Origin of the sequence: Variovorax sp. Root434, from assembly GCF_001426595.1 — a bacterium.
In the GTDB taxonomy this organism is placed as follows: domain Bacteria; phylum Pseudomonadota; class Gammaproteobacteria; order Burkholderiales; family Burkholderiaceae_C; genus Variovorax.
On record NZ_LMEK01000029.1, the window covers coordinates 14,170 to 34,024 of the forward strand.

The 19,855-nt window shown below is 67.4% G+C and carries 18 protein-coding genes; 6 read left to right on the top strand and 12 right to left on the bottom strand.

Annotated features, from left to right (window positions below; all coding sequences use genetic code 11):
• Positions 1-11: 11 nt before the first annotated feature.
• Both clsB and ASD05_RS28510 read right to left on the bottom strand, forming a co-directional pair.
• Positions 12-1,289: a cardiolipin synthase ClsB gene (gene clsB / locus ASD05_RS28505; RefSeq protein WP_056599991.1), complete on the bottom strand. Its 1,278-nt coding sequence runs from the start codon at positions 1,287-1,289 to the stop codon at positions 12-14.
• A gap of 20 nt (positions 1,290-1,309) precedes the next feature.
• Positions 1,310-2,104 (bottom strand): endonuclease/exonuclease/phosphatase family protein, encoded by a 795-nt coding sequence (locus tag ASD05_RS28510; RefSeq protein ID WP_056599994.1) that lies wholly within the window; start codon positions 2,102-2,104, stop codon positions 1,310-1,312.
• A gap of 218 nt (positions 2,105-2,322) precedes the next feature.
• Between ASD05_RS28510 and ASD05_RS28515 the strand changes: the two genes are divergently transcribed.
• Positions 2,323-2,751 (top strand): hypothetical protein, encoded by a 429-nt coding sequence (locus ASD05_RS28515; protein ID WP_056599997.1) that lies wholly within the window; start codon positions 2,323-2,325, stop codon positions 2,749-2,751.
• An 89-nt stretch (positions 2,752-2,840) separates the two neighbouring features.
• Here the strand turns inward: ASD05_RS28515 and ASD05_RS28520 are convergent, their stop codons facing one another.
• The 8 genes from ASD05_RS28520 to ASD05_RS28555 all read right to left on the bottom strand — a co-directional run bounded on the left by ASD05_RS28520 (position 2,841) and on the right by ASD05_RS28555 (position 11,293).
• Positions 2,841-3,413, bottom strand: a complete 573-nt coding sequence (locus ASD05_RS28520; RefSeq protein WP_056600000.1) for a Spy/CpxP family protein refolding chaperone — start codon at positions 3,411-3,413, stop codon at positions 2,841-2,843.
• A gap of 151 nt (positions 3,414-3,564) precedes the next feature.
• Positions 3,565-4,638 (bottom strand): flavodoxin family protein, encoded by a 1,074-nt coding sequence (locus tag ASD05_RS28525; RefSeq protein ID WP_056600003.1) that lies wholly within the window; start codon positions 4,636-4,638, stop codon positions 3,565-3,567.
• 77 nt (positions 4,639-4,715) lie between these two features.
• Complete coding sequence (locus ASD05_RS28530; protein WP_056600005.1) at positions 4,716-5,612, bottom strand: pirin family protein; 897 nt, start codon at positions 5,610-5,612, stop codon at positions 4,716-4,718.
• A 66-nt stretch (positions 5,613-5,678) separates the two neighbouring features.
• Positions 5,679-6,446 (bottom strand): GNAT family N-acetyltransferase, encoded by a 768-nt coding sequence (locus ASD05_RS28535; protein ID WP_056600008.1) that lies wholly within the window; start codon positions 6,444-6,446, stop codon positions 5,679-5,681.
• Positions 6,443-7,711: a biosynthetic peptidoglycan transglycosylase gene (locus ASD05_RS28540; protein ID WP_056600011.1), complete on the bottom strand. Its 1,269-nt coding sequence runs from the start codon at positions 7,709-7,711 to the stop codon at positions 6,443-6,445. Before ASD05_RS28540 ends, ASD05_RS28535 begins: the two co-directional genes overlap by 4 nt.
• A gap of 10 nt (positions 7,712-7,721) precedes the next feature.
• Complete coding sequence (locus ASD05_RS28545; RefSeq protein WP_056600014.1) at positions 7,722-8,291, bottom strand: hypothetical protein; 570 nt, start codon at positions 8,289-8,291, stop codon at positions 7,722-7,724.
• On the bottom strand, positions 8,272-9,201 hold the full coding sequence (gene xrtQ, locus ASD05_RS28550) for an exosortase Q (protein ID WP_056600017.1): 930 nt from the start codon (positions 9,199-9,201) through the stop codon (positions 8,272-8,274). Before xrtQ ends, ASD05_RS28545 begins: the two co-directional genes overlap by 20 nt.
• A gap of 19 nt (positions 9,202-9,220) precedes the next feature.
• Complete coding sequence (locus ASD05_RS28555) at positions 9,221-11,293, bottom strand: VIT and vWA domain-containing protein (RefSeq protein ID WP_056600019.1); 2,073 nt, start codon at positions 11,291-11,293, stop codon at positions 9,221-9,223.
• Between the two features lie 203 nt (positions 11,294-11,496).
• Between ASD05_RS28555 and creD the strand changes: the two genes are divergently transcribed.
• The 5 genes from creD to ASD05_RS28580 all read left to right on the top strand — a co-directional run bounded on the left by creD (position 11,497) and on the right by ASD05_RS28580 (position 17,400).
• On the top strand, positions 11,497-12,969 hold the full coding sequence (creD, locus tag ASD05_RS28560; RefSeq protein WP_056600022.1) for a cell envelope integrity protein CreD: 1,473 nt from the start codon (positions 11,497-11,499) through the stop codon (positions 12,967-12,969).
• Positions 12,966-13,370, top strand: a complete 405-nt coding sequence (locus ASD05_RS28565) for a glycoside hydrolase family 3 N-terminal domain-containing protein (protein ID WP_235508141.1) — start codon at positions 12,966-12,968, stop codon at positions 13,368-13,370. Before creD ends, ASD05_RS28565 begins: the two co-directional genes overlap by 4 nt.
• Positions 13,371-13,379: 9 nt before the next feature.
• Positions 13,380-15,785: a penicillin-binding protein 1A gene (locus ASD05_RS28570; protein ID WP_056600028.1), complete on the top strand. Its 2,406-nt coding sequence runs from the start codon at positions 13,380-13,382 to the stop codon at positions 15,783-15,785.
• A gap of 83 nt (positions 15,786-15,868) precedes the next feature.
• Positions 15,869-16,474 carry a hypothetical protein gene (locus ASD05_RS28575; RefSeq protein ID WP_056600031.1) on the top strand — a complete coding sequence of 202 codons (606 nt, stop codon included), beginning with the start codon at positions 15,869-15,871 and terminating at the stop codon, positions 16,472-16,474.
• An 8-nt stretch (positions 16,475-16,482) separates the two neighbouring features.
• Positions 16,483-17,400 (top strand): acyl-CoA desaturase, encoded by a 918-nt coding sequence (locus ASD05_RS28580; RefSeq protein ID WP_056600033.1) that lies wholly within the window; start codon positions 16,483-16,485, stop codon positions 17,398-17,400.
• On the opposite strand, the gene creC is transcribed toward ASD05_RS28580, so the two are convergent.
• Positions 17,386-18,825, bottom strand: a complete 1,440-nt coding sequence (gene creC, locus ASD05_RS28585; protein ID WP_056600037.1) for a two-component system sensor histidine kinase CreC — start codon at positions 18,823-18,825, stop codon at positions 17,386-17,388. The genes ASD05_RS28580 and creC overlap by 15 nt on opposite strands.
• The gene (gene creB, locus ASD05_RS28590) at positions 18,822-19,616 is read right to left on the bottom strand and encodes a two-component system response regulator CreB (protein WP_056600040.1); all 795 of its coding nucleotides are present in this window, start codon (positions 19,614-19,616) and stop codon (positions 18,822-18,824) included. The genes creC and creB overlap by 4 nt, the downstream gene beginning before the upstream one ends.
• Positions 19,617-19,855 lie beyond the last annotated feature (239 nt).

Below are 19,855 nucleotides of genomic sequence, written 5' to 3' on the forward strand. Positions count from 1 at the left end.
GGCGCTTCCGCTCAGGCGGCTTCCGTCCGGGTGGCGCCGCCGGCCGGGTCGCTGCGGCCGCTGTCGCGCCGGCTCGCGAGATCGGTGGCCTCGGCCGGCGTCAGGCGCGGCGCGTGTCGCGGCAGGCGGCCCAGCAGGGCCGGGTACCAGCGCAGGATGTGGAAGACGAAGAAGCTGCGCACCAGCCGCCAGCCGCTCCATTCGCTGGCGAGGTCGGCCGCCTCCACCTGTTTGCAGCTGTGCCGCATCAGCCGGTCCATGCGCTCCCACAGCACGTGGTTGAAGGCCGCGTCGCGCACGATCACGTTGGCCTCGAGGTTCAGCGACAGGCTCAGCGGATCGAGGTTGCTCGACCCCACGGTGCTCCACCTGTCGTCCATGAGCGCGACCTTGCCATGCAGCGGACGGTCGCAGTATTCGTAGATGCGCACGCCGGCATGCAGCAGGTGGTGGTAGAGCATGCTCGCGGCGGTCTTGACGATCGGCATGTCGGGCTCGCCCTGCAGGACGAGCCGCACGTCCACGCCGCGCCGCGCCGCGCGCCGCAGTTCCTTGATGAGCAGATAGCCCGGAAAGAAGTACGCATTGGCGATCACGATGCGCTTGCGCGCCGCGCGGATGGCCGCACGGTACTGCCGCTCGATGTCGTTGGTGTGGCGCCGGTTGTCGCGCGTGACGAACATTGCGTCGGCCTCGCCGGCACGGAGCTGGTTCACGGGCGGCGCCAGCTTCAGCCGGCGGCGGAACCAGCCCGCGCCCTTGCCGCCGAGCGCGATGGCGCGCAACACGAACTGGTGGATCTCTCCCACGATCGGGCCCGCGAGTTCCACCGCATAGTCCTGCTTGGCTTTGGGTCCGAAATCGAGCAGGTGGTCCGCCGAATAGTTGATGCCGCCGACGAAGGCGCGCTCGCCGTCGACCACCACGATCTTGCGGTGCATGCGGCGGAACACGTTCAGCCGCTGGCCCATGAAGCGCTGGCCCGGATCGAACACCCGCACCTTCACGCCGGCCGAGGTCAGGCCCTCGATGAACTCGCGCGAGAGATCCGGCGAACCGAAGCCGTCGATCATCAGGTCGATCTTCACGCCACGCTGCGCCGCCTCGCGCATGGCGGCGTGCAGCTGCAGGCCGACCTTGTCCTCGAACAGGATGAAGGTCTCGACGATCACCTCGCGCCGTGCCTTGCGGATGGCGTCGAACACGCGCGGAAAGAACTGCTCGCCGTTCTCCAGCAGCTCGATGCGGTTGCCGCCGGTCCAGTGGTTGTTGTTGTTCCTGCTGCTCATGGCTCGCGCGCGCACTGCGCTCACAGGTCGATGTCCGCCACCAGCGGGGCGTGGTCCGACAGGTGCGACCACGGCCGGCGCGGCAGCACCACGGGCGCGTGCACGCCGGCATTGCGCACGTAGATGCGGTCCAGCGGCAGCACGGGGAAGCGGGCGGGAAAGGTCCTGGCCGCGCGGCCGTTGGCATGCACGAACACCTCGCGCAGCGCGGCGCCTTTTTCCAGGATCTCGTGCGCACGGCCGCGCCAGTCGTTGAAGTCGCCCGCCACGATCAGCGGCGCGTCGGCCGGCACCTCGTCGCGCACGATGTGGCAGAGCAGCTCGAGCTGCTGCTGCCGGTGCGCCTCGGCCAGGCCGAGGTGGGCGCAGACCGCGTGCACGTCGACGACGCGGCCCGGCAGCCGCAGCACGCAATGCAGCAGCCCGCGCTTCTCGGGGCCGCTCACGGACACGTCGTGGTTGCGGAAATGCACGATCGGGAATTTCGAGAGCAGCGCATTGCCGTGGTGGCCTTTCGGGTACACCGCGTTGCGCCCGTAGGCGAACTGCGGCCACATGGTGTCGGCCAGGAATTCGTAGTGCGGCGCCTCGGGCCAGTTGCTCACCCTGCGCGAATGGCGCGAATGGGTGCCGAGCACTTCCTGCAGGAACACCACGTCGGCGCCCACGGTGCGCACGGCGTCGCGCAGCTCGGGCAGGATGAACTTGCGGTTGAGCGCGGTGAAGCCCTTGTGGGTGTTCACCGTCATGACCTTGAGCGAGGTCGGCGAGGCCTGCGCGGACGCCGCGGCGTCTGGAATGGGAGAGGAGGACATCGTTGTGCAAGTTGTACGTTGCCGCGCCCCTCCTGCCTGTAGGAACTCGCCACCTCCTTCCGCCCCCCTTTCACGCGTGGGCGGCCGGCTCCTACAGGCAGGCCTGCCGCACCCCCACACGGTGGGAATTTCGCCGCTCCTACGGTGATTTTCGAGGGCTCGGGAAGCAGCCCGCGTTTCATCCTCGACACCGACACAAAGCCACAAGGAGCACATCCATGAAGCAAATTACTTTTCACGCCACGGTTCTCGCCGCGTTGTTGGGCATGGCCGGCATCGCGTCGGCACAAGCCACGTCCATGCCCGCCCAGCCCGACCCGTCGGTGGGCGGCGAAGCCAGCACCATGACGCCTGCCGGCGTCGCAAATCCGCCGCAGCGCCCCGACGCCTCGATGCCCGTCTCGCGCGAGGCCGTGAAGGCCGAGGCCCGTGCGCAAAACCGCAACAATGCCAACAGCGTGGTGCCCAAGGGCGAGGCGTCCACCACCGTCAACCACCAGCCCAACGCCATGCCGCAGCCGACCGGCGAGATGTCCCGCGCGGAGGTCAGCCAGACGGGGCGCAAGGTCAAGCCGCAGTTCGGCCAGAAGGGCGAACGCCCCGAAGTGGTGACCAATCCGACGGACAAGACGGGCACGCCGCAGTAAAACCCGCCCGTCGATGAGAAAAGCCCGCAGCGCTTTCGCGTTGCGGGCTTTCATTCGATGGCGCCGTCACCGGCGCAGCGGGGCGCGGATCAGCCCTTGGCAGGTGCCGGCGCACCGCGCTGGCCTTCATGGCCGCGGTGACCGTCGTGGTCACCCCGGTGGCCACCGAAGTGCACAGTCTCGGCGTCGAAGGTCTTCTGCTGCTCGGGCGTCAGCGCGGCGTAGAAAGTCTTCGTGGCTTCGGCGCGCTTGGCGAACATCGCGCTGCGTTCGGCACGGCGAGCCTCCATGCGCTCCAGGCGCTGCGGCGTGGTCAGCTTGGCGAACTCGGCGCGGTCCATGTGCGGACGCGGACCGCCGGGCGGCTGCGTCGCTGCGGTGAAGGTGCTCCATGCGCCTTCCTGGGCCGCGGTGAGCTTGAGCTTTTCCTTCAGGGCGGCAAGACGCTTGGTGCGGCGCTCCTGCATGCGCTCCATGCGCTGGGCGGGGTCCATGCGCTTGTGCTGCGCCTTGGGCGCCGCGGCGTTGTCGGCCTGGGCCACCGCGGCGGTGGGTGCGGCTGGGGTGGAGGCGGCCGGCGCTTGAGCGAAGGCGCCCGAAGAGGCGAGGGCGGCCGAACCCAGCAGGCTGGCCCAGACGATGCGTTGGCGAAGAGAAATCATGAGAAGTGCTTCCTTTCGAAGAAGCCCGCCACCGATGGGCAGCAGGTGAGACGAAGTGTGGAAGCGCTCTGTATCGCCTCCGTTAGGCCGGCGTGAGCTTGCGTAAAGAATGATGTACAGCGAACGCGAAAGCGGCCTGTGGCGTGACTTTTTACTTGGGCCGCGGCCGCTTCAGCCCGCGGTCGGGCACCTGCAGCCTGCCGGCGCGCAGGTCGCCGACCGCCCGGGCGACGGCGCGCGCCACGTTGCGCACTTCTTCCTGCACGTCGGCATCGGCATCGAGGGCGTCATGGCTGGTGGCGTAGGGTTCGTAGTAGCCGATGTAGCGATCGAGCAGCGCCTGCGTGCCGGCGTCGACCAGGCCCATCCAGTCGAGCCAGTCGGCGAGGCTGCGGCGCACGCTCTCCACGCCTGCCACGTCGCCGTGCACCACCACGCCGTAGACGCGGCCGTCGAGGTGCTTGGGATAGCCCCAGCCTTCGAGTTCGAGCGCCTTGGCCTCCTCGGGCTTCTTGCCGTGCGTGCTGGTGGGGTCCGGGTTGCCGCCGTCGGCGCACACGAGGCGGTCGATCATGAGCTTCAGCGGGCTCGCCGCCTGGTACCAGTGCGTGGGCGTGAGCAGGATCACGCCGTGCGCGGACACCCAGCGTTCGTAGATCTCGTTCATCCAGTCGCCGGTCTGGCGCAGCGAATGGTTGGGGTAGCAGCTGCAGGGCCAATGGCACAGCGGCATGGCGGTGGAGACGCAGCCCTTGCAGGGGTGGATCTGCCGGCCGTACTCGGAGGTGAGCAGGCTCAGGTCGAGCAGGTCGGTCTCGATGCCGCTGCCGCCGAGCACTTCGCGCGCGAGTTCGGCCAGGCGCCATGTCTTGGAGACTTCGCCGGGGCAGGTGCCGTCGTTGCGCGGCGAACCGTTCACCAGCAGCACGCGCGAAGGCGTCTGCGGCAGGCCCCAGGCGAGCTGCGCCGCGTCGATGCGGGCCTTGGCTTCGAGCCAGTCGACGGACAGTTCGTAGTCCGGGTCCGCATAGCCGGGCCCCGCCCTGCGGGTGACGGGCGCCTTGCGGCCTTGCTCATAGGCTTCCCAGGCGATGATCTCGATGCGCCGCAGCGAGTCGGCCTCGGCCTGGAAGGCCGGATCCTGGAAGGGCTGCATGAAGCGTTCGTGGAACTGGGCGCGTTGCAGCGTGGCGGGCGCCTGTCCTTTTCGGATCGTGGTGGGCATGAGCACAATCTAGGGTGCCCATGCGATGGCCGGAACCCTGCCCGATGCCGACTTTCGGTAGGTGGGCGACTACAGACTCAGCCCAGCTTTCCGTTCTGGAAGTCGTGCACCGCCTGCTGGACCTGCTCCTGCGTGTTCATCACGAAGGGGCCGTACTGCGCGATGGGCTCGTGCAGCGGCTTGCCGGCGATGAGCAGCGCACGCGCGGGGCTGTGGTTGGTCGCGCCGGCGCGCAGCACCACGCCGTCGCTGCCTGCGTCGTTGGCCAGGATCGCCATGCGCCGCGTCGGGACTTCGCTGCCCGCGATCCACAGGGACTCGCGGAACACGTAGACCAGCGCGTTGTGGTCGTAAGGCAGCGGCTGCGCGAATTCCGCGCCCGGGGGCAGCGTGATGTCGAGGTACAGCGGCTCGGTGTGCTCGCGCCGCACCGCACCCTCGATGCCGTGGCTCGCGCCCGCGATCACGCGCACGTGCGCGCCGCCGGTGGTGGTGAACTCCGGGATCTCCTCGCTCTGGATGTCGCGATACCAGGGCTCGCGCATCTTGTCCTTGGCCGGCAGGTTGAGCCACAGCTGAAAGCCCTCCATCAGGCCTTCTTCCTGCTCGGGTAGTTCGCTGTGCACGAGGCCGCGGCCGGCGGTCATCCACTGCACGCCGCCGTTCTCCAGCAGGCCTTCATGGCCGGCGCTGTCGCGGTGGCGCATGCGGCCGGCAATCATGTACGTGACGGTCTCGAAGCCGCGGTGCGGATGGTTGGGAAAGCCGCCGATGTAGTCGCCCGGGTTGTCGCTGCCGAAGGCATCGAGCATCAGGTAGGGGTCGAGCCGCTTCTGCAGCGGCTGCTGCAGCACGCGGGTGAGCTTGACGCCGTCGCCGTCGCTGGTGGAAACACCGGCCACGATGTGGTCGATGCCGCGCGGCGTGGCGACGGGATCGGTGGGATGGTTGGCGTGGTGGTTGGCGTTCGTCATCCGTCCATGGTGGCACTAACGCGCCCACCGCGCCACCCGCGGCCTTTCAGCGGACGGCTTGAAATGTCACGGCCACTGCTGGCGCTGCCAGTAGCAGTATTTCCACTGCGTTTCGAAGCCGGCGCGGCGGTAGAGCGACAGCGCCGCATGGTTGTGCGCATCGACCTGCAGGAACACCCGCTCGAAGCCGCGCGCCGACGCGGCCTGCGCCAGCCCGGCCAGCACGCGCGCCGCCAGGCCCCGCCCCCGCTGCGCCTGGTCGGTGCGCATGCCGTGCACGCTGGCCCAGCCGTGCCCGAACGCCATCGCGCCCGCCGCCACCGTGCGGCCGCCTTCGCGCACGCTGGCGTAGAGCGAGCCCTTGGCGCGCGACAGCATCCGCACGCGATGGGCCCCGTCCACCGGATCGAAGCCTTCACCGAGGAACAGCGCCGACCAGGCGGCGTCGGGCGCGTGATCGACGTCGGCCAGCGCGCCGCCTGCGACCACCTGCCGCATGCGCTGCGCCGAGCCGGCCTGCACGCAGGTCGGGCTGTCGTCGATGTAGTGGCGCCGCTCCAGTTCGGCGCGCAGGCCGTCGAAGCAGGGCGTGTCGGCCAGCCGCAGCGCGGGGGCGAGCTGCCGGCTGTCGTAGCGGTCCTCGATGCGGTCGAGCGTGCCGTGGTCGACCTCGCTGCGGTGCAGCGGCACGGCCGACCTCGCGCGTTTCACGGTGCCGCTGGCAAAGGGCAGCAGCCAGCCGTCGAGCTCCTCGGTCAGGTCGGGCGACACCGCCGCGATGGTGGCGCGCTCGATGGCCTCGATATCCGGGACGCCCAGGGGTGTGGTGTTCATTGTTTCGTGGCCTCCGGCGCCGTGAACTTCGCCGCGGCCACGCCCTTGAGCAGCGCTTCGCGCTGGTTCCGGCTGATCCCGCGGATACCCTCGGCAATCCACTTGATGCGGTCGGCGTCGACGTGGCCATCCTGCCGCCATTGTTCGAGCACGGCCTGCGGCTTGTGCAGCATGGCGGCGAGCCACACCGCCTGTGCCGGCTCGAGCGTGCGCGCGCTGCGCTTGAAGTAGCGGCGCGCTGCGGCCTCGGCGCCGCAGGTGTTGCCGCCCCACGGCGCGTTGTCCAGGTACAGCTGCAGGATGCGGGCCTTGCCCAGCGTCTGCTCCATCTCGACCGCGTAGAGCAGCTCGCGCAGCTTGCGCTCGGCGGTGCGGTCGCTGCCCGTCACCAGCAGCTTGGCCAGCTGCTGCGTGATCGTGCTGCCGCCGCGCCGGGTCTGGCCGGGCTTCTGGTTGTTGTCGATCGACGCGAGGATCTCGGTCAGGTCGTAGCCGTTGTGGGTGAAGAAGCGCTGGTCTTCGGCGGCGATGACGGCGCGCGCCAGCCAGCTGTCGTTGGCGAGCCTGGCCGACGGTCCGCAACTGGTGCGCGCGTTGAGCATGGCCTCGGTGCCCAGCCCCTCGACGGTGAACTGGCTGATGACGGGCTGCACGGCGAAGGTGGCCTCGGGCAGCACGAGCTGGCCGCGCAGCGCGAGCGTGCCGCCGATGCGTGCGCGCTGCAGCTCGGGCAGTGTGGGCACCAGCACCGCGTACCAGCGCTCGATGGGCGCATCCTGCACGCTGGCATTGAGCTGCAGGTTCTTCAGCGTGACCTTGCCGTCCCAATGGCCCTGCAGCCGGGTGGTGTCGGTGCTCTGGGGCGTGGCTTCGAAGGTGCCGTTCAGCGTGTTGCCGTCGCGCTTCACGGTGGCGAGCAGGCGCTCGATCCTGATCGGCTGGGTTCCGAGCGCCGGCACTTCGGCGCTGCAGGGCGCGCACTGCATTTCGAGCAGCTCGCCGGCCGGCTTCCAGGCGAAGCGCACGGTGCCGAAGCGGGTGTCCAGCGAACGCCCGTCGAGATGCGGCGCGAACCACGGCGAGGTGGCCACGCGCACGGCCGTCGGAACGCCGATCTCGAAACTCAGCGGCCCCGCCTTCACCGTGGTGCTCCATTCGCCGGCAGCCGGAGCGAGCGCCAGCTTGGCTATCAGGAAGATAGCCACGCAGGCCGTAATGACCAGGGCCAGCAGGCCGAAAAGCACGAATCGCAGGGTCTTCTTCACAGGCACGTTCTCAGATCGGTCTCGCCACGGTGACTGCTTGCCACGGCCCATGGGATAGGCCGCTGGCCGCTGCCCAGTACCAGCTTGAAGTGTCTGTGAAAGCGGTGCCCCGGGCATCGACGATGCGCTCGCAAACGCGGATTTTTTGCGCTCCGTGCCGTTGCGCAACAAAACAGCGCCACAACCGTTCCTGCGCATCGCGTTCCAGGCGCGCCTGTTCGATGCGATAGCCCAGCGCACGGTAGCAGTCCGCGGCCGGATGCAGCATGCGCGTGGGCAGCGTCACCTCGCGCATCACCAGCGTCTGCGCGCCGTCGGTCATGCGGCCGATGGCGCCGGGGAAGCGCTCGGCAAAACGCTGTTCCACATCGCTCAGTGCCAGCGGGCGCAACGGAACACCATCCCATTCACTCGGCCATTCATGCGGCACGGCGGCGGCGACCGGTTCGGCCGGGGCACGCATCGCCGCGGCGGCCGACCACAGCACGCACAGCAGCATTGCCAGCGCGAAAGCCGTCTTGTGGCCGATGCGATTGATGAAATGGTTCGCAAACCAGCGCTCAAAGAACGGTGTCGACATGGCGGCCTCCGTGGGTGGTGATCAGGCCCGGGATGGGCAGTTCGGCCGGCTCGGGCACGGGTCGCGCCGGCACCATGAGGCGGGCGATGGCGCCGCACACGAGGGCCAGCACCAGCAGGCCCAGCGCGTTGTGCGCCCAGGGCGCGAGCGGATGGCCTGCGCCTTCGAAGGCGATCAGCACGCTGTTGCGCACGATGTTCCCGGCCAGCACGAGGAGGCCGACCATCGGCAGCCGCCGCATGAAGGCCCGGTCGCTGCGCGACGCCCACAGCGCGACCGCGCAGGCCGTGAAGTAGCCGAGCCACACCATCTGCACGCCGGAGCAGGGCGCATCGACGACCACGAGCCGGCCGTCGACCACCAGGCTCGATCCTTCGCGCGCCACCTCGAAGGCAGGCGCGAGCAGCCAGCGGCTGGCCTCGGCCGTCACCACGCGCAGCGGATAGCCGGCATAGAACTGCAGCGACGACAGCAGCGGCAGCGCGAGCACCGACAGGCCGGCCACCGGCAGCGCAGCCACGCGGCGCGGCAGGAAAGCGAGCAGCCCGCACGCCAGCGACAGCACGGCCGCCAGCCCCGCCGCGAGCGGCGGCAGCGCGGGCATGAAGCCAAGCCCCGTGCGCAGCAGCGTCGCGAGCACGGTGCCCGCGCCCGCCAGCGCGAGCCAGCCCAGGCGCGGCGAGGCGCGCAGTTCGCGCCGGCGGCTCCAGGCCAGGGCGGCAAGCGCGACCAGTGCCAGCAGCCCCATCGGATCGTCGGAGCCGTCGCGCATGCGCTGCGCCATCCAGGCCCAGGTCGGCATCAGCGCGACGAACTGCAGCCCGAGCCAGCCTGCGGCCGGCGTGCGGTCGATGTGGATGCCCCAGTCCACGATGCGCGGGTGGCGGTGGGCGAGCGTTGCCAGAGACATTTTTTTCTTTCTCGATGGATCAGGCGGTAAAGCGGCGGGGGTCGTTGCGGCGCGCGCGGCGGCGCAGCATGGCCAGCATCGACAGCACGACAGCGATGGCGCCCAGCGATTCGGGCTCGGGCGTGCTCGGCACCTCGGCGCCCAGCGCAAGGTCGCTCACGCCTTGCGGCATCGGCAGCGGCTGGTTCACGTCCACGCTGTTCTGCGGTGCCACATTGCGCACCACCTTGTCGACGGCGATGAAGCTCGTGTACTGCGTGAGCAGGCTGTACTTCAGGCCGAGTTCGGTGATGCGCTCCTTGAAGGCCGCGCCGCCTTCCAGCGTTTCCTGGTCACTCAGGCTCTGGATGCGATGGCGGGCCCACAGCGTGCGCAGCGCGGCCGAGTCCTGGCGGGTGCGCTCGTCGATGCGCACTTCCTGGCGGTAGGGCCCGTTGGCGCTGCGGCCTTCGATGATCACGCGGCCCTTGGCTTCGCCGCGCCACTTGCCGAACACGATCACCGGGCGCTCGCCGAGCACGTCGGGCAGCGCCTGCGGCTCCACGTCGTACACGTCGAGCCCGCCGAAGGTGGCCTTCACGCTGGTGAGCACCGGCGACTCGACCATGCGACGAAAGCGCGCGGCCTGCTCGGGCGCCTGCACCGGGTCGGTGATGATGAAGGGCTCGCCCATGCCGGCGCGCGCAATGCCTTCCATCAGGCTGCGGTTGACCGACGAGCCGATGCCGAAAGCGAACACATTGGCCTTCGAGAGGTTGTTGCGCACCAGCTCGAAGGCTTCGCGCTCGACCGTCACGTAGCCGTCGGTCACCACCACCACCGTGCGCGACACGTTCTCTTCCTTCGGCTCAGCGTACACGCGCTTGAGCGCCGGAATCAGTTCGGTGCTGCCGCTGCCGCTGTAGTTCTGGATGGTGGCCAGCGCCTGCTCGATGTTGGCGCGCGTGGCCGGCACCGACTTCGGCGACAGCATCCTGTTGCTGCCCGAGAACAGCAGCACGTTGAAGGTGTCGCTCGGCCGCAGGCCGCCGATCAGGCGTTCGAGCACCGTCTTCGCGGTGTCGAGCGGAAAGCCGTGCATCGAGCCCGAGATGTCGACCACGAAGATGTAGTCGCGCGGCGAAATCGCGCTGGCGGCCACGGCCTTGGGGGGCTCGACCATGGCGAGGAAAAAGTTCTCGGCGCTTCCATCCAAGTTTTGTCCCTGGCCCTTGTAGAGCATCAGGCCCGATTCGATTTTTTCACCCGCCAGGCGGTAGTCGAGCACGAAGTCGCGGTTGTCGGCGGGGCGGCCATCGGCCGTGAGCACGATGTCGGCGTGCTGGTCTTCATCGCTCTTCTTCACGTCGATGGAGTGCGTGGCCGAGCGGATTTCCTTCAGGCCCATCGGCGTATCGATGCTGGCCTTGAGCTTGAAGCCGGTGTTGGGCGCCACGCCCGCGGCCAGCGTCGGTTGCGCGACCCATTTGGCTTGCGCGTTCTCCGACTTCGGGCTGTTGTAGCGCGGCCCGACCACGGTCGGGAACACGAACTGGTAGTTGCCCGACTGCGGCACCAGCAGCTCGGTGTAGCGCAGCTCCACCTTCACGTCATCGCCCGGCAGGATGTTGGCGACGTTCATCTGGAACACGTTGGGCAGGTGCTGCTCGAGCAGCGCGGCGGTCTTGCCTTCTTTCTTCGCCGTGTCGTACTCGATCTGTGCCTGCTGCTTCTCGCGGATCTGCGCGGTGATGAGCCGGTCGGCCAGGCGCACGTTGAGGCCGCTCACGGCGGCCTTGGTCGAACCGGGAAACACGTATTTCGCCTCGATGGCGCGCTGGCCTTCGTTGCGGTAGGTCTGCGTGACCGTCACGTCGGCGATCACGCCCGAGATCTTCACCGAGACCTCGGTGCCCTTCAGGGGCAGGCGGTCGACCGAAGGGTCGTCGCTCTTCACGAAGAAATAGGGGCTCTCGGTCTTCAGGCGCGGTCCGGCGGGCGCTTCCTGCGCATGCGCCGGGCGCGCGCCCATGGCGATGAAGCCCGCGGCCGCCAGGCTCACGGTGGCGAGCCAGAGCCAGCGGCCGGGACGTAGGGTGGTTTGGGCATCCATGGCGAGGGTCCTTGTCCGTGCGAACTTGCACAGCCGCAACTGTCGGCACCGCACGAGAAGGCAGTTGGAAGGCGCGTTGAAGTCGCCGGCCGCCCGCGCCCGCTGTGTGAAGTCTGTGTGAAGCGAGGCGGCGTGCGCCCTTCACACGGCCTTCGGGTCGCGCGGCGAGCATCGCGGCTTCGCTACAGACGAGGAGAGAAAAAATGCTTCAGTTGTTGAAGGCCGTGCTGAATTCCATGCTGGCCAAGGTCGCCGGCCTGTTGTTCCTGCTGCTGCTCCTGTGCATTCCGCTGGGGGAGATCCAATCGATCAACCGCGCCCGCGGCGAGAGCCAGCGCGAAGCGGCCGACGAACTCGCCGCCACCTACGCCGGGCGCCAGACGATGGTCGGCCCGCTGCTGCTGGTGCCGTACGTGGAGCGCTGGATGGAGCCGCTGCGCAACGCGCAGGGCAAGGTGATCGGCCAGGAGCCGCGCAGCAAGGAAATGGCCCACGTGGTGTTCCCGGACAAGCTGCACATCGAAGGCTCGATGGCTCCGCAGGAACGCTACCGCGGCATCTTCAGGATTCCGTTCTACACACTCAGCGCCACGCTCACCGGTGGCTTCGCGGCCTTCGACCTGAACGCCGTGGCGCACAGCGAGACCGATTCGAAAATCGAATTCAAGGTGCCCTTCATCGCCTTCAACGTGAGCGACCTGCGCGGCCTCGACGGTTCGCCGGCGATGACGATGGGCGGCGAGGCGCTGCGTTTCAAGCAGCGCGTGCCGGGCCTGGCCGACGGCGCCTGGTTTGCCGACGGCATCCACGCACCGGTCACGGGCGCGGCGCTCACCGCATGGCAGGCCGGCACACCGGTTTCGTTCGACATGAAGCTCGGCCTGGTCGGGCAGGACACGCTCGCGATCGCGCCCATCGCCGAGGAAACGACCGCGCACCTGAGCTCGCCCTGGGCGCACCCCAGCTTCGGTGGGCGCTTTCTCGCAGCCGAGCGCAGCGTGACGCCGCAGGGCTTCGACGCGCACTGGCGCGTGTCCTCGCTCGTGACTTCGGCGCGCGAACAGGTGCGCGCGGGTCTCTCGGCCCGCGGCGGTCCCGCCGACGACAACGCCGCCGCCGCAGCTGTTGTCACCGCCGCGCACCGCAACACGGGTCCGCTGCAGACCTTCGACGTGTCGCTCGCGCAGCCGATCAACGTCTATTCGATGAGCACGCGCGCCGGCAAGTACGGCGTGCTGTTCATCGGGCTGGTGCTGATGGCCGCCTTCATGTTCGAGCTGTTCCGCAAGCTGCGCCTGCACCCCATCCAGTACGGGCTGGTCGGCTTGTCGATCGCGCTGTTCTTCCTGCTGCTGCTCGCGCTCTCCGAGAAATTCGCGTTCTGGATGGCGTACGCGGGCGCCGCCACCGCGAGCGTCGCCCTGCTGGCCGTGTACTTCAGCGCAGTGCTCGGAGGCTGGCGGCGCGGCCTGTCGTTCGGCGCCTTCGTTGCGCTGCTCTATGGCGCGCTCTACGGCCTGCTGGCTTCCGAAAGCAATGCGCTGCTGCTGGGCGCGCTGCTGATCTTCGGCATGCTGGCCGTGCTGATGCTCGTCACGCGCAAGGTCGACTGGTATGCGCTCTCCCGCCGCGTGGAACCGGCTCCGGTCGCGGCGCCCGAAGCGCAGGCGGCATGAAGCTGCTGAGGGCGCGCGGCCGGAAACCGTTTCAAGACGTGTCGAAACATTCGGATGCCGCGGTCATGCCGGGCCATGTCATCCTTGTGGAACTCGACGCCGAATATCCGGTCTCTTTCTCGCGCAAAATCGTGAAACAGGTGATTCGAGGCGAATGGGGCTGCCAGGGCCTGCTCGTCACCGACGATCTCACGATGGGCGCGGCCTGCAACCGCGGTCTTTGCGATGCCACCGTCCGTGCCCTCGGCGCCAGCGTGGACCTGTTGCCGATCGCCTTCGACCAAGACAAGTATTTCGATGCCATGCATTGCGCGCAGCAGGCGGCGCAGTGCGGCGCGCTCGACCTCTCGATGCTGGAACGCAGCAGCGCGCGGCGGCTCCAACCTTTCGCTAGCCAGTAGCCAATTCCTATGTTCAAACGCTCAAGCCCCAAACCTTCCGACGACGACAGCGCGGCGCCGAACGATCCCCGCCGCCGCTGGAAACGCGTTGCCGGCTGGGGCGCCATCGGGGTGGGCTCCGGCGCGCTCGTGGTGCTGGTCGCAGCCATCGTCGCGGTGGTTGCCATCTACCCGAAGCTGCCCGATGTCTCGGAGCTTTCCGACTACCGCCCCAAGCTGCCGCTGCGCGTGTACTCGACCGAGGGCCAGTTGATCGGCGAGTTCGGTGAAGAGCGCCGCAACCTCACGCCCTTCGCCAGCATTCCGAAGGTCATGAAGGACGCTGTGCTGGCCGTTGAAGACGCACGCTTCTACGACCACGGCGGGGTGGACTACAAGGGCTTCCTGCGCGCCGCGGTCGCCAGCCTGAAGGGTGGCCGCAAGCAGGGCGCATCGACCATCACGATGCAGGTGGCGCGCAACGTGTACCTGAGTTCCGAACGGACGATGAGCCGCAAGACCTACGAGATCCTGCTGGCGCTGCGGCTCGAACGGCAGCTCACCAAGGACCAGATCCTCGAGATCTACCTGAACCAGATCTACCTCGGCAACCGTGCCTACGGCTTTGCCGCCGCGGCCGAAACCTACTTCGGCAAGCCGCTGCAGAACGTCACTGTCGCCGAAGCCGCGATGCTGGCCGGCCTGCCGAAGGCGCCCGGCGCCAACAATCCGGTGGCCAATCCGCGCCGCGCGCGGGCGCGCCAGCTGTATGTGATCGACCGCATGCACGAAACCGGCTTCATCACCGCCGAGCAGGCCGCCGAAGCCAAGAAGGAAGAACTGCACCTGCGCGACGCCGCCGACCCGAACCGCCTGCATGCCGAATACGTGGCCGAGACGGTGCGCCAGATGATGTACGCGCAGTACGGCGACAGCATCTACACCAGCGGCATGAAGGTCTACACCTCGCTCGTGGCGGCCGATCAGGCCGCGGCCTACCGGTCGCTGCGCAAGGGCATCATGGACTACGAACGGCGCCAGCCTTATCGCGGCCCGGAGAAGTTCGTCGACCTGCCGACCGAGCAGAAGGAAGTCGACGAGGCCGTGGACGACGCGCTCGCCGAGCATCCCGACAACGGCGACGTGGTCGCTGCCGTGGTGCTCGACGCGAACGCCAAGGAAATCAGCGCCGTGCGCGCCAATGGCGAAACCATCCAGATTACTGGCGATGGCCTGAAGCCCGCGCAGTCCGGCCTTGCCGCGAAGGCACCGCCCAACATCAAGATCCGCCGCGGCGCCGTGATCCGCGTGGCGAAGACGCCGAAGAACACCTGGGAAATCACGCAGCTGCCGGAAGTCGAAGGCGCCTTCATCGGCATGGACCCGCGCAGCGGCGCCATCAAGGCGCTGGTGGGCGGTTTCGATTTCGGCAAGAACAAGTTCAACCACGTCACGCAGGCCTGGCGCCAGCCGGGCTCGAGCTTCAAGCCCTTCATCTATTCAGCCGCGCTCGAAAAGGGCTTCACGCCCGCCACCGTGGTGAACGACGCGCCGCTGTACTTCGATGCCGCCGCCAACGGTGGCCAGCCGTGGGAGCCGAAGAACTTCGAGGGCACCTACGAAGGCCCGATGCCGCTGCGCACCGCGCTGATGAAATCGAAGAACCTCGTCACGCTGCGCGTGCTGCAATCGATCGGCGCGCCCTATGCGCAGGACTGGGTCACCAAGTTCGGCTTCGACAAGGACAAGCACCCCGCCAACCTGCCGATGGGCCTGGGCGCCGGCTCGGTCACGCCGATGCAGATGGCGGTGGGCTACTCGGTGTTCGCCAACGGCGGCTATCGCGTCAATCCGTACCTCGTCACGCGCGTCACCGACCTGAGGGACAAGGTCATCATGGAAACCGAAGCGCCGGTGCTCGACGAAACACGCCGCGCCATTCCGCAGCGCAACGCTTTCATCATGGATTCGCTGCTGCAGAGCGTGGTGAAGAGCGGCACCGGCTTCAAGGCCCATCAGGCACTGAAGCGCGACGACCTCTATGGCAAGACCGGCACCACCAACGACTCCTTCGACACCTGGTTCGCGGGCTTCCAGCCGACCATGGTCGGCATCGCGTGGATCGGCTACGACACGCCGCGCCAGCTCGGCGTGCGCGGCGAAACCGGCGGCAGCCTGAGCCTGCCGATCTGGATCGGCTACATGCAGACAGCACTGCAGGGCGTGCCCGTGACGCAGCCGGCCGAACCGTCCGGCGTGGTGAACGTCGACGGCGAGTGGTACTTCGACGATTTCACGCCGGGCCACAGCGTGGCGAGCCTGGGCCTGGAGAACAACGGGACGCCGCCACCGCCGGCCGAAGAACTCACGGGTGCGCCAATCGGGGCACCGCCACCACCCGAAGAGCGCAACAAGATCCTCGATTTCTTCCGCTAGAAGTCGAAGCCAAAAAGAGAAGGCGGGTCGCGGTGCCTACACTCGGTGCTGCTTCCCGCCTTCTCTTTTTTTCCCACGTATAAATGGAAATTCTTACTCTGGTGGCGCTTTTTGCTGCCGGCTTCTACATCCTCAAGTCCAGGGAACAGCGCCTGCGCATCGCGCTGCTGGCCAGCCACCTCGGCCGCCATCAGATCGAGAAGCTGATGGAAAGCCTCACCTCCGGCTACATGCGCTGCCTCGGCGAAGACGACGCCGAGCGCCGCCAGCAGATCTGGCACTTGCTGGACGCCACCGAGGAAAAGCTCTCCGCCCAGCTCGACAGCTTCGCCGCCGAGTTCTCGCGCTTGCCCGAAGCTGTGACGCGCGTGAGCAAGCTGCCGGTTGCCATTCCGATGTTCACCCACTTCTTTCCGGCCGCGACCTTCGACATGCGGCAGGCCCTGCTGATCCACGCGAGCGGCATCGCCGTCGTCATGCGCAACGAGGCCGGGCGCACGCCCAAGTCGAAGGCCTTCACCATGTCGGCCGAGCTGTTCCTGATGCAGCACACCTGCCACTGGTACTGCCGCTCGAAGACGGTGGCGTCGGCACGCATGATCGCGCAGCACCAGACGCAATATCTGCAGGCGCTCGGGGCGGTGAGCCCGGAGACGCGCCGTGCGTACGGCGCGCTGATCGGCACCTGAGGCTTGAGGTGCAGCCCACGAATCTCGATCACCATCGTATTCGTGCAAGGCGAGCCGATTTCGCCTGTGATGGCGAAGTTCGATATGCACCGGTCAAGTCGCTCTGGTTCTCCGGCATGGCAGCAGCCGCGCTTGTCGGCGGCTACTTCTTCTTTCGTTGGGACGCCCTTGCGCTTTTCGTCGTCAGCACCGCCTGCGTACTGTTGTTCGGCCACTCGCTGGGCAGCCATCGCCAACTGATTCATCACAGTTTCCAGTGTCCAGGGTGGTTGCGCCGCACGTTGATCTATTGCGGCGTGCTTGTCGGCCTGGCTGGACCATTGGGCATTCTTCGCCAGCATGAATTGCGCGACTACGCACAACGCCTACCGATCTGTCACGACTACCTGCGACATGGCCGCAGTTTCTGGACCGATGCGTGGTGGCAACTGCATTGCGATCTTCATCTCACACACCCACCCCGCATCCAGCTCGAACCCCTTGTCGCCAACGACCGCTTCCTGCATTGGCTCGAAAAGACCTGGATGCTGCAGCAACTGCCCGTCGCCATGCTCTTCTATCTCTGGGGCGGCTGGGCTTTCGTTTTCTGGGGCGTGTGTGCACGGGTCACTGCGGGCGTCCTGGGTCACTGGCTGATCGGCTGGTTCGCGCACAACAGGGGCGCAATGAACTACGAAGTGCGTGGTGCCGCCGTGCAAGGGCGCAACATCCCTTGGACCTCGCTGCTGACCATGGGCGAGAGCTGGCACAACAACCACCATGCCTTTCCGGGCTCTGCCCGGCTGGGACTCGCGCCCGGCGAGTGGGATCCGGGGTGGTGGATGCTCATGCTGCTTGAGCGGTGTGGCCTGGTGTGGGACCTGCGCCTTCCCGAATCGCTGCCGCCGCGTCCTGAACTCGTCAAAGCCCGTTCAATGGTTCGATGAAAGCGGCAGCGTGAGCGTCGCCACGGCCCCGCCGCGCGACGCATTACCGAGCTCGATACGGCCGCGGTGCAATGCCGCGATCTCCTTCACGAACGCCAGCCCCAGTCCCGTGCTCTTCTTCTGGCTGTGCGGCCTGGCGAGCGAATAGAACTTCTCGAAGACCTTTTCCTGCGCGTATTCCGGAATGCCCGGGCCACGGTCGCGCACGCTCACGCGGGCGAGCTTCGACGTGGTTTCCAGCGTGAGCAGCACTTCGCTGTCGCGCGGTGAAAAATCGATGGCGTTGTCCAGCAGGTTGCTGATCGCGCGGCGCAGCAGGAACGGGTCGCCTTCCGTGCGGGCTTCGTCGCGGATGTTCACGAGCAACTTGATGTTGCGCCTTGCAGCCGCGGGCTGCGCGCTGATGGCGATGTCGTCGATCAGCGAAGCCAGCGCCACCGGCTCGGTGCGGTCCAGCGTGCGCCGCGTTTCGAGCGCAGTGAGCTCCATCATGCGGTCGACGATTTCCTGGATGCGTTGCGTCTCGCCTTCGATGTTCTTCAGGAAACGTTCGCGCTCGGCATGCGGCATCGACGGTTCCTGCAGCAGCTCGGCCGCGCCGCGGATGGCAGAGAGCGGGCTCTTCACCTCGTGCGTGAAGGTCTGAACGTAGTCGGCCACGTAGTTGCGGCCGGTCAGCGCATCGCGCATTTCGCTGAAGCCGGTGCGCACACCGTCGACCGCGCGTCGTGCCATGCGCGCCAGGCTCAGGCTGCGCTGTGCGCGCACCCAGGTCCAGTAGTCGCGGATCAGGCCAAAGGGGCGCACCAGCCACACAGAAACGATGAGCGTGAGCAGCAGCAGTGCGAGCGCCGAACCGACGCCGACCCAGATGGTGCGCACGCGCGCGTCTTCCACGAACTGGCCGAAGCTCTGCACCGGCTTGCCGACGCTGACCATGCCGACGATCTCGTTGTTCCAGCGAATGGGCGCGCCCACGTACATGACCGAAGTGCGCGGATCGCCATCGACATCGCGCGAAGTGCGTGCGCCGTACAGGCCGGCGAGCGTGCGGCTCACGTCGCTCCATTGCGAATAGTCGGCGCCGAGGTGCCTGCCGAGCGAATCGAACATCACGCGGCCGCTGCGGTCGGTGACGTAGACGCGCAGCTCGACGCGGCTCTTGTGCAGGTTGTAGATCTGCGCCGAGAACTCGCGCGCGTAGACGGTGCGGAAAAGCGGCTCGAGCCGTGCGGTGTTGATGGCGCCGGCAATCACATCCTGCTCGACCAGGCTGGCCACGAGCTGGGAGGTCTCGACCAGCGATTCCTCGGCCGACTCGCGGTAGCGCGGGTCGATGTCGGAAACGACGCGATAGAGGAGAAAGGCGATGCCCGCCGTGTAGATCAGCAGGATGCCGATGAAGATGCGCGTGCGTCTTGTCACGACGCCTTGGTCGGCAGTTCTTCGTTCAGTGCATAGCCGGTGCCGCGCAGCGTGCGGATCGGCTCGACTTCGGGCGCGATCGCCTTGAGCTTGGCGCGCAGGGTCTTGATGTGCGCGTCGACCGTCCGGTCGAAGCTGTCGCTCGAATCGTCCCAGACCAGTTCGAGCAGTTCGTCGCGCGTGAAGACGCGTCCCGGGCGCTGCACCAGCAGTCTCAGCAGGCCGTATTCGTAGCGCGAGAGCTCGAGCGCGCGGCCGTAATAGCGGATCTGCATGCGCTCGTGGTCGAGCGCGAAGGGCATTGCGGGTGCTTGAGAGCTCTCAGGAGGCGTCTGGGCCGGAATTTGATGGGGCACCCCATGGTTTGCAACCGCGGCTGTTGCCGGGGCTCCTGCGCCGTTTCTCGCGCTGCGCCGCAGGATGGTCCGCACACGTGCGACGAGTTCGCGCGGCGAGAACGGTTTGGCAATGTAGTCGTCCGCGCCCAGTTCGAGGCCCACCACGCGGTCTATTTCGTCGCTGCGGGCCGTCAAAAACACCATCGGCACCTCCGGGCCGCCCATGGACTGGTTCAGCGCCTGGAGGCGCTTGAAGAGTTCGAAACCGTTGAGATCGGGCAATCCGATGTCCAGGATGGCCAGCGCCGGCGGCTCCTGCGCGAACTGGGCAATGGCTTCTTCGGCCGTGGCACACCAGACCGGCGTGAATCCGTCGCTTTTCAGGACGTACTGCAGCGTGTCGGCGATGCCCGATTCGTCTTCGGCGATCAGGATCCGGGGTTTGAAGCTCATCCGCAGATGTTAGCGAGGGGAACGTGCCGGGAGGACCGGTTTGGACCGAAGGCGCCGTGGACCGGCGCGGCCGTTCGCGGCTTTTTTTTCGGGCGCAGCTTTCCCCTTTCCCATCTTCTTATTCTTCTTATTCAAATTAGTAGTAGTAGATAAGGGTCGCCCACTTCTGTGGACATGCCGCTTTTTTCGTTATGCGACAAGCACTTGTCATACCTCTGTCACTGTGCGCAGCCGCGCTT

What these genes read in the sequence shown, in the direction of transcription:
- ASD05_RS28510 (WP_056599994.1), bottom strand. Translation starts at nt 2,104, where the DNA reads ATGTCCTCCTCTCCCATTCCAGACGCCGCGGCGTCCGCGCAGGCCTCG.
- clsB (WP_056599991.1), bottom strand. Translation starts at nt 1,289, where the DNA reads ATGAGCAGCAGGAACAACAACAACCACTGGACCGGCGGCAACCGCATC.
- ASD05_RS28570 (WP_056600028.1), top strand. Translation starts at nt 13,380, where the DNA reads ATGTTCAAACGCTCAAGCCCCAAACCTTCCGACGACGACAGCGCGGCG.
- ASD05_RS28525 (WP_056600003.1), bottom strand. Translation starts at nt 4,638, where the DNA reads ATGCCCACCACGATCCGAAAAGGACAGGCGCCCGCCACGCTGCAACGC.
- ASD05_RS28545 (WP_056600014.1), bottom strand. Translation starts at nt 8,291, where the DNA reads ATGTCGACACCGTTCTTTGAGCGCTGGTTTGCGAACCATTTCATCAAT.
- ASD05_RS28535 (WP_056600008.1), bottom strand. Translation starts at nt 6,446, where the DNA reads ATGAACACCACACCCCTGGGCGTCCCGGATATCGAGGCCATCGAGCGC.
- ASD05_RS28575 (WP_056600031.1), top strand. Translation starts at nt 15,869, where the DNA reads ATGGAAATTCTTACTCTGGTGGCGCTTTTTGCTGCCGGCTTCTACATC.
- ASD05_RS28520 (WP_056600000.1), bottom strand. Translation starts at nt 3,413, where the DNA reads ATGATTTCTCTTCGCCAACGCATCGTCTGGGCCAGCCTGCTGGGTTCG.
- ASD05_RS28565 (WP_235508141.1), top strand. Translation starts at nt 12,966, where the DNA reads ATGAAGCTGCTGAGGGCGCGCGGCCGGAAACCGTTTCAAGACGTGTCG.
- ASD05_RS28515 (WP_056599997.1), top strand. Translation starts at nt 2,323, where the DNA reads ATGAAGCAAATTACTTTTCACGCCACGGTTCTCGCCGCGTTGTTGGGC.
- creD (WP_056600022.1), top strand. Translation starts at nt 11,497, where the DNA reads ATGCTTCAGTTGTTGAAGGCCGTGCTGAATTCCATGCTGGCCAAGGTC.
- ASD05_RS28530 (WP_056600005.1), bottom strand. Translation starts at nt 5,612, where the DNA reads ATGACGAACGCCAACCACCACGCCAACCATCCCACCGATCCCGTCGCC.
- ASD05_RS28555 (WP_056600019.1), bottom strand. Translation starts at nt 11,293, where the DNA reads ATGGATGCCCAAACCACCCTACGTCCCGGCCGCTGGCTCTGGCTCGCC.
- xrtQ (WP_056600017.1), bottom strand. Translation starts at nt 9,201, where the DNA reads ATGTCTCTGGCAACGCTCGCCCACCGCCACCCGCGCATCGTGGACTGG.
- creB (WP_056600040.1), bottom strand. Translation starts at nt 19,616, where the DNA reads ATGAGCTTCAAACCCCGGATCCTGATCGCCGAAGACGAATCGGGCATC.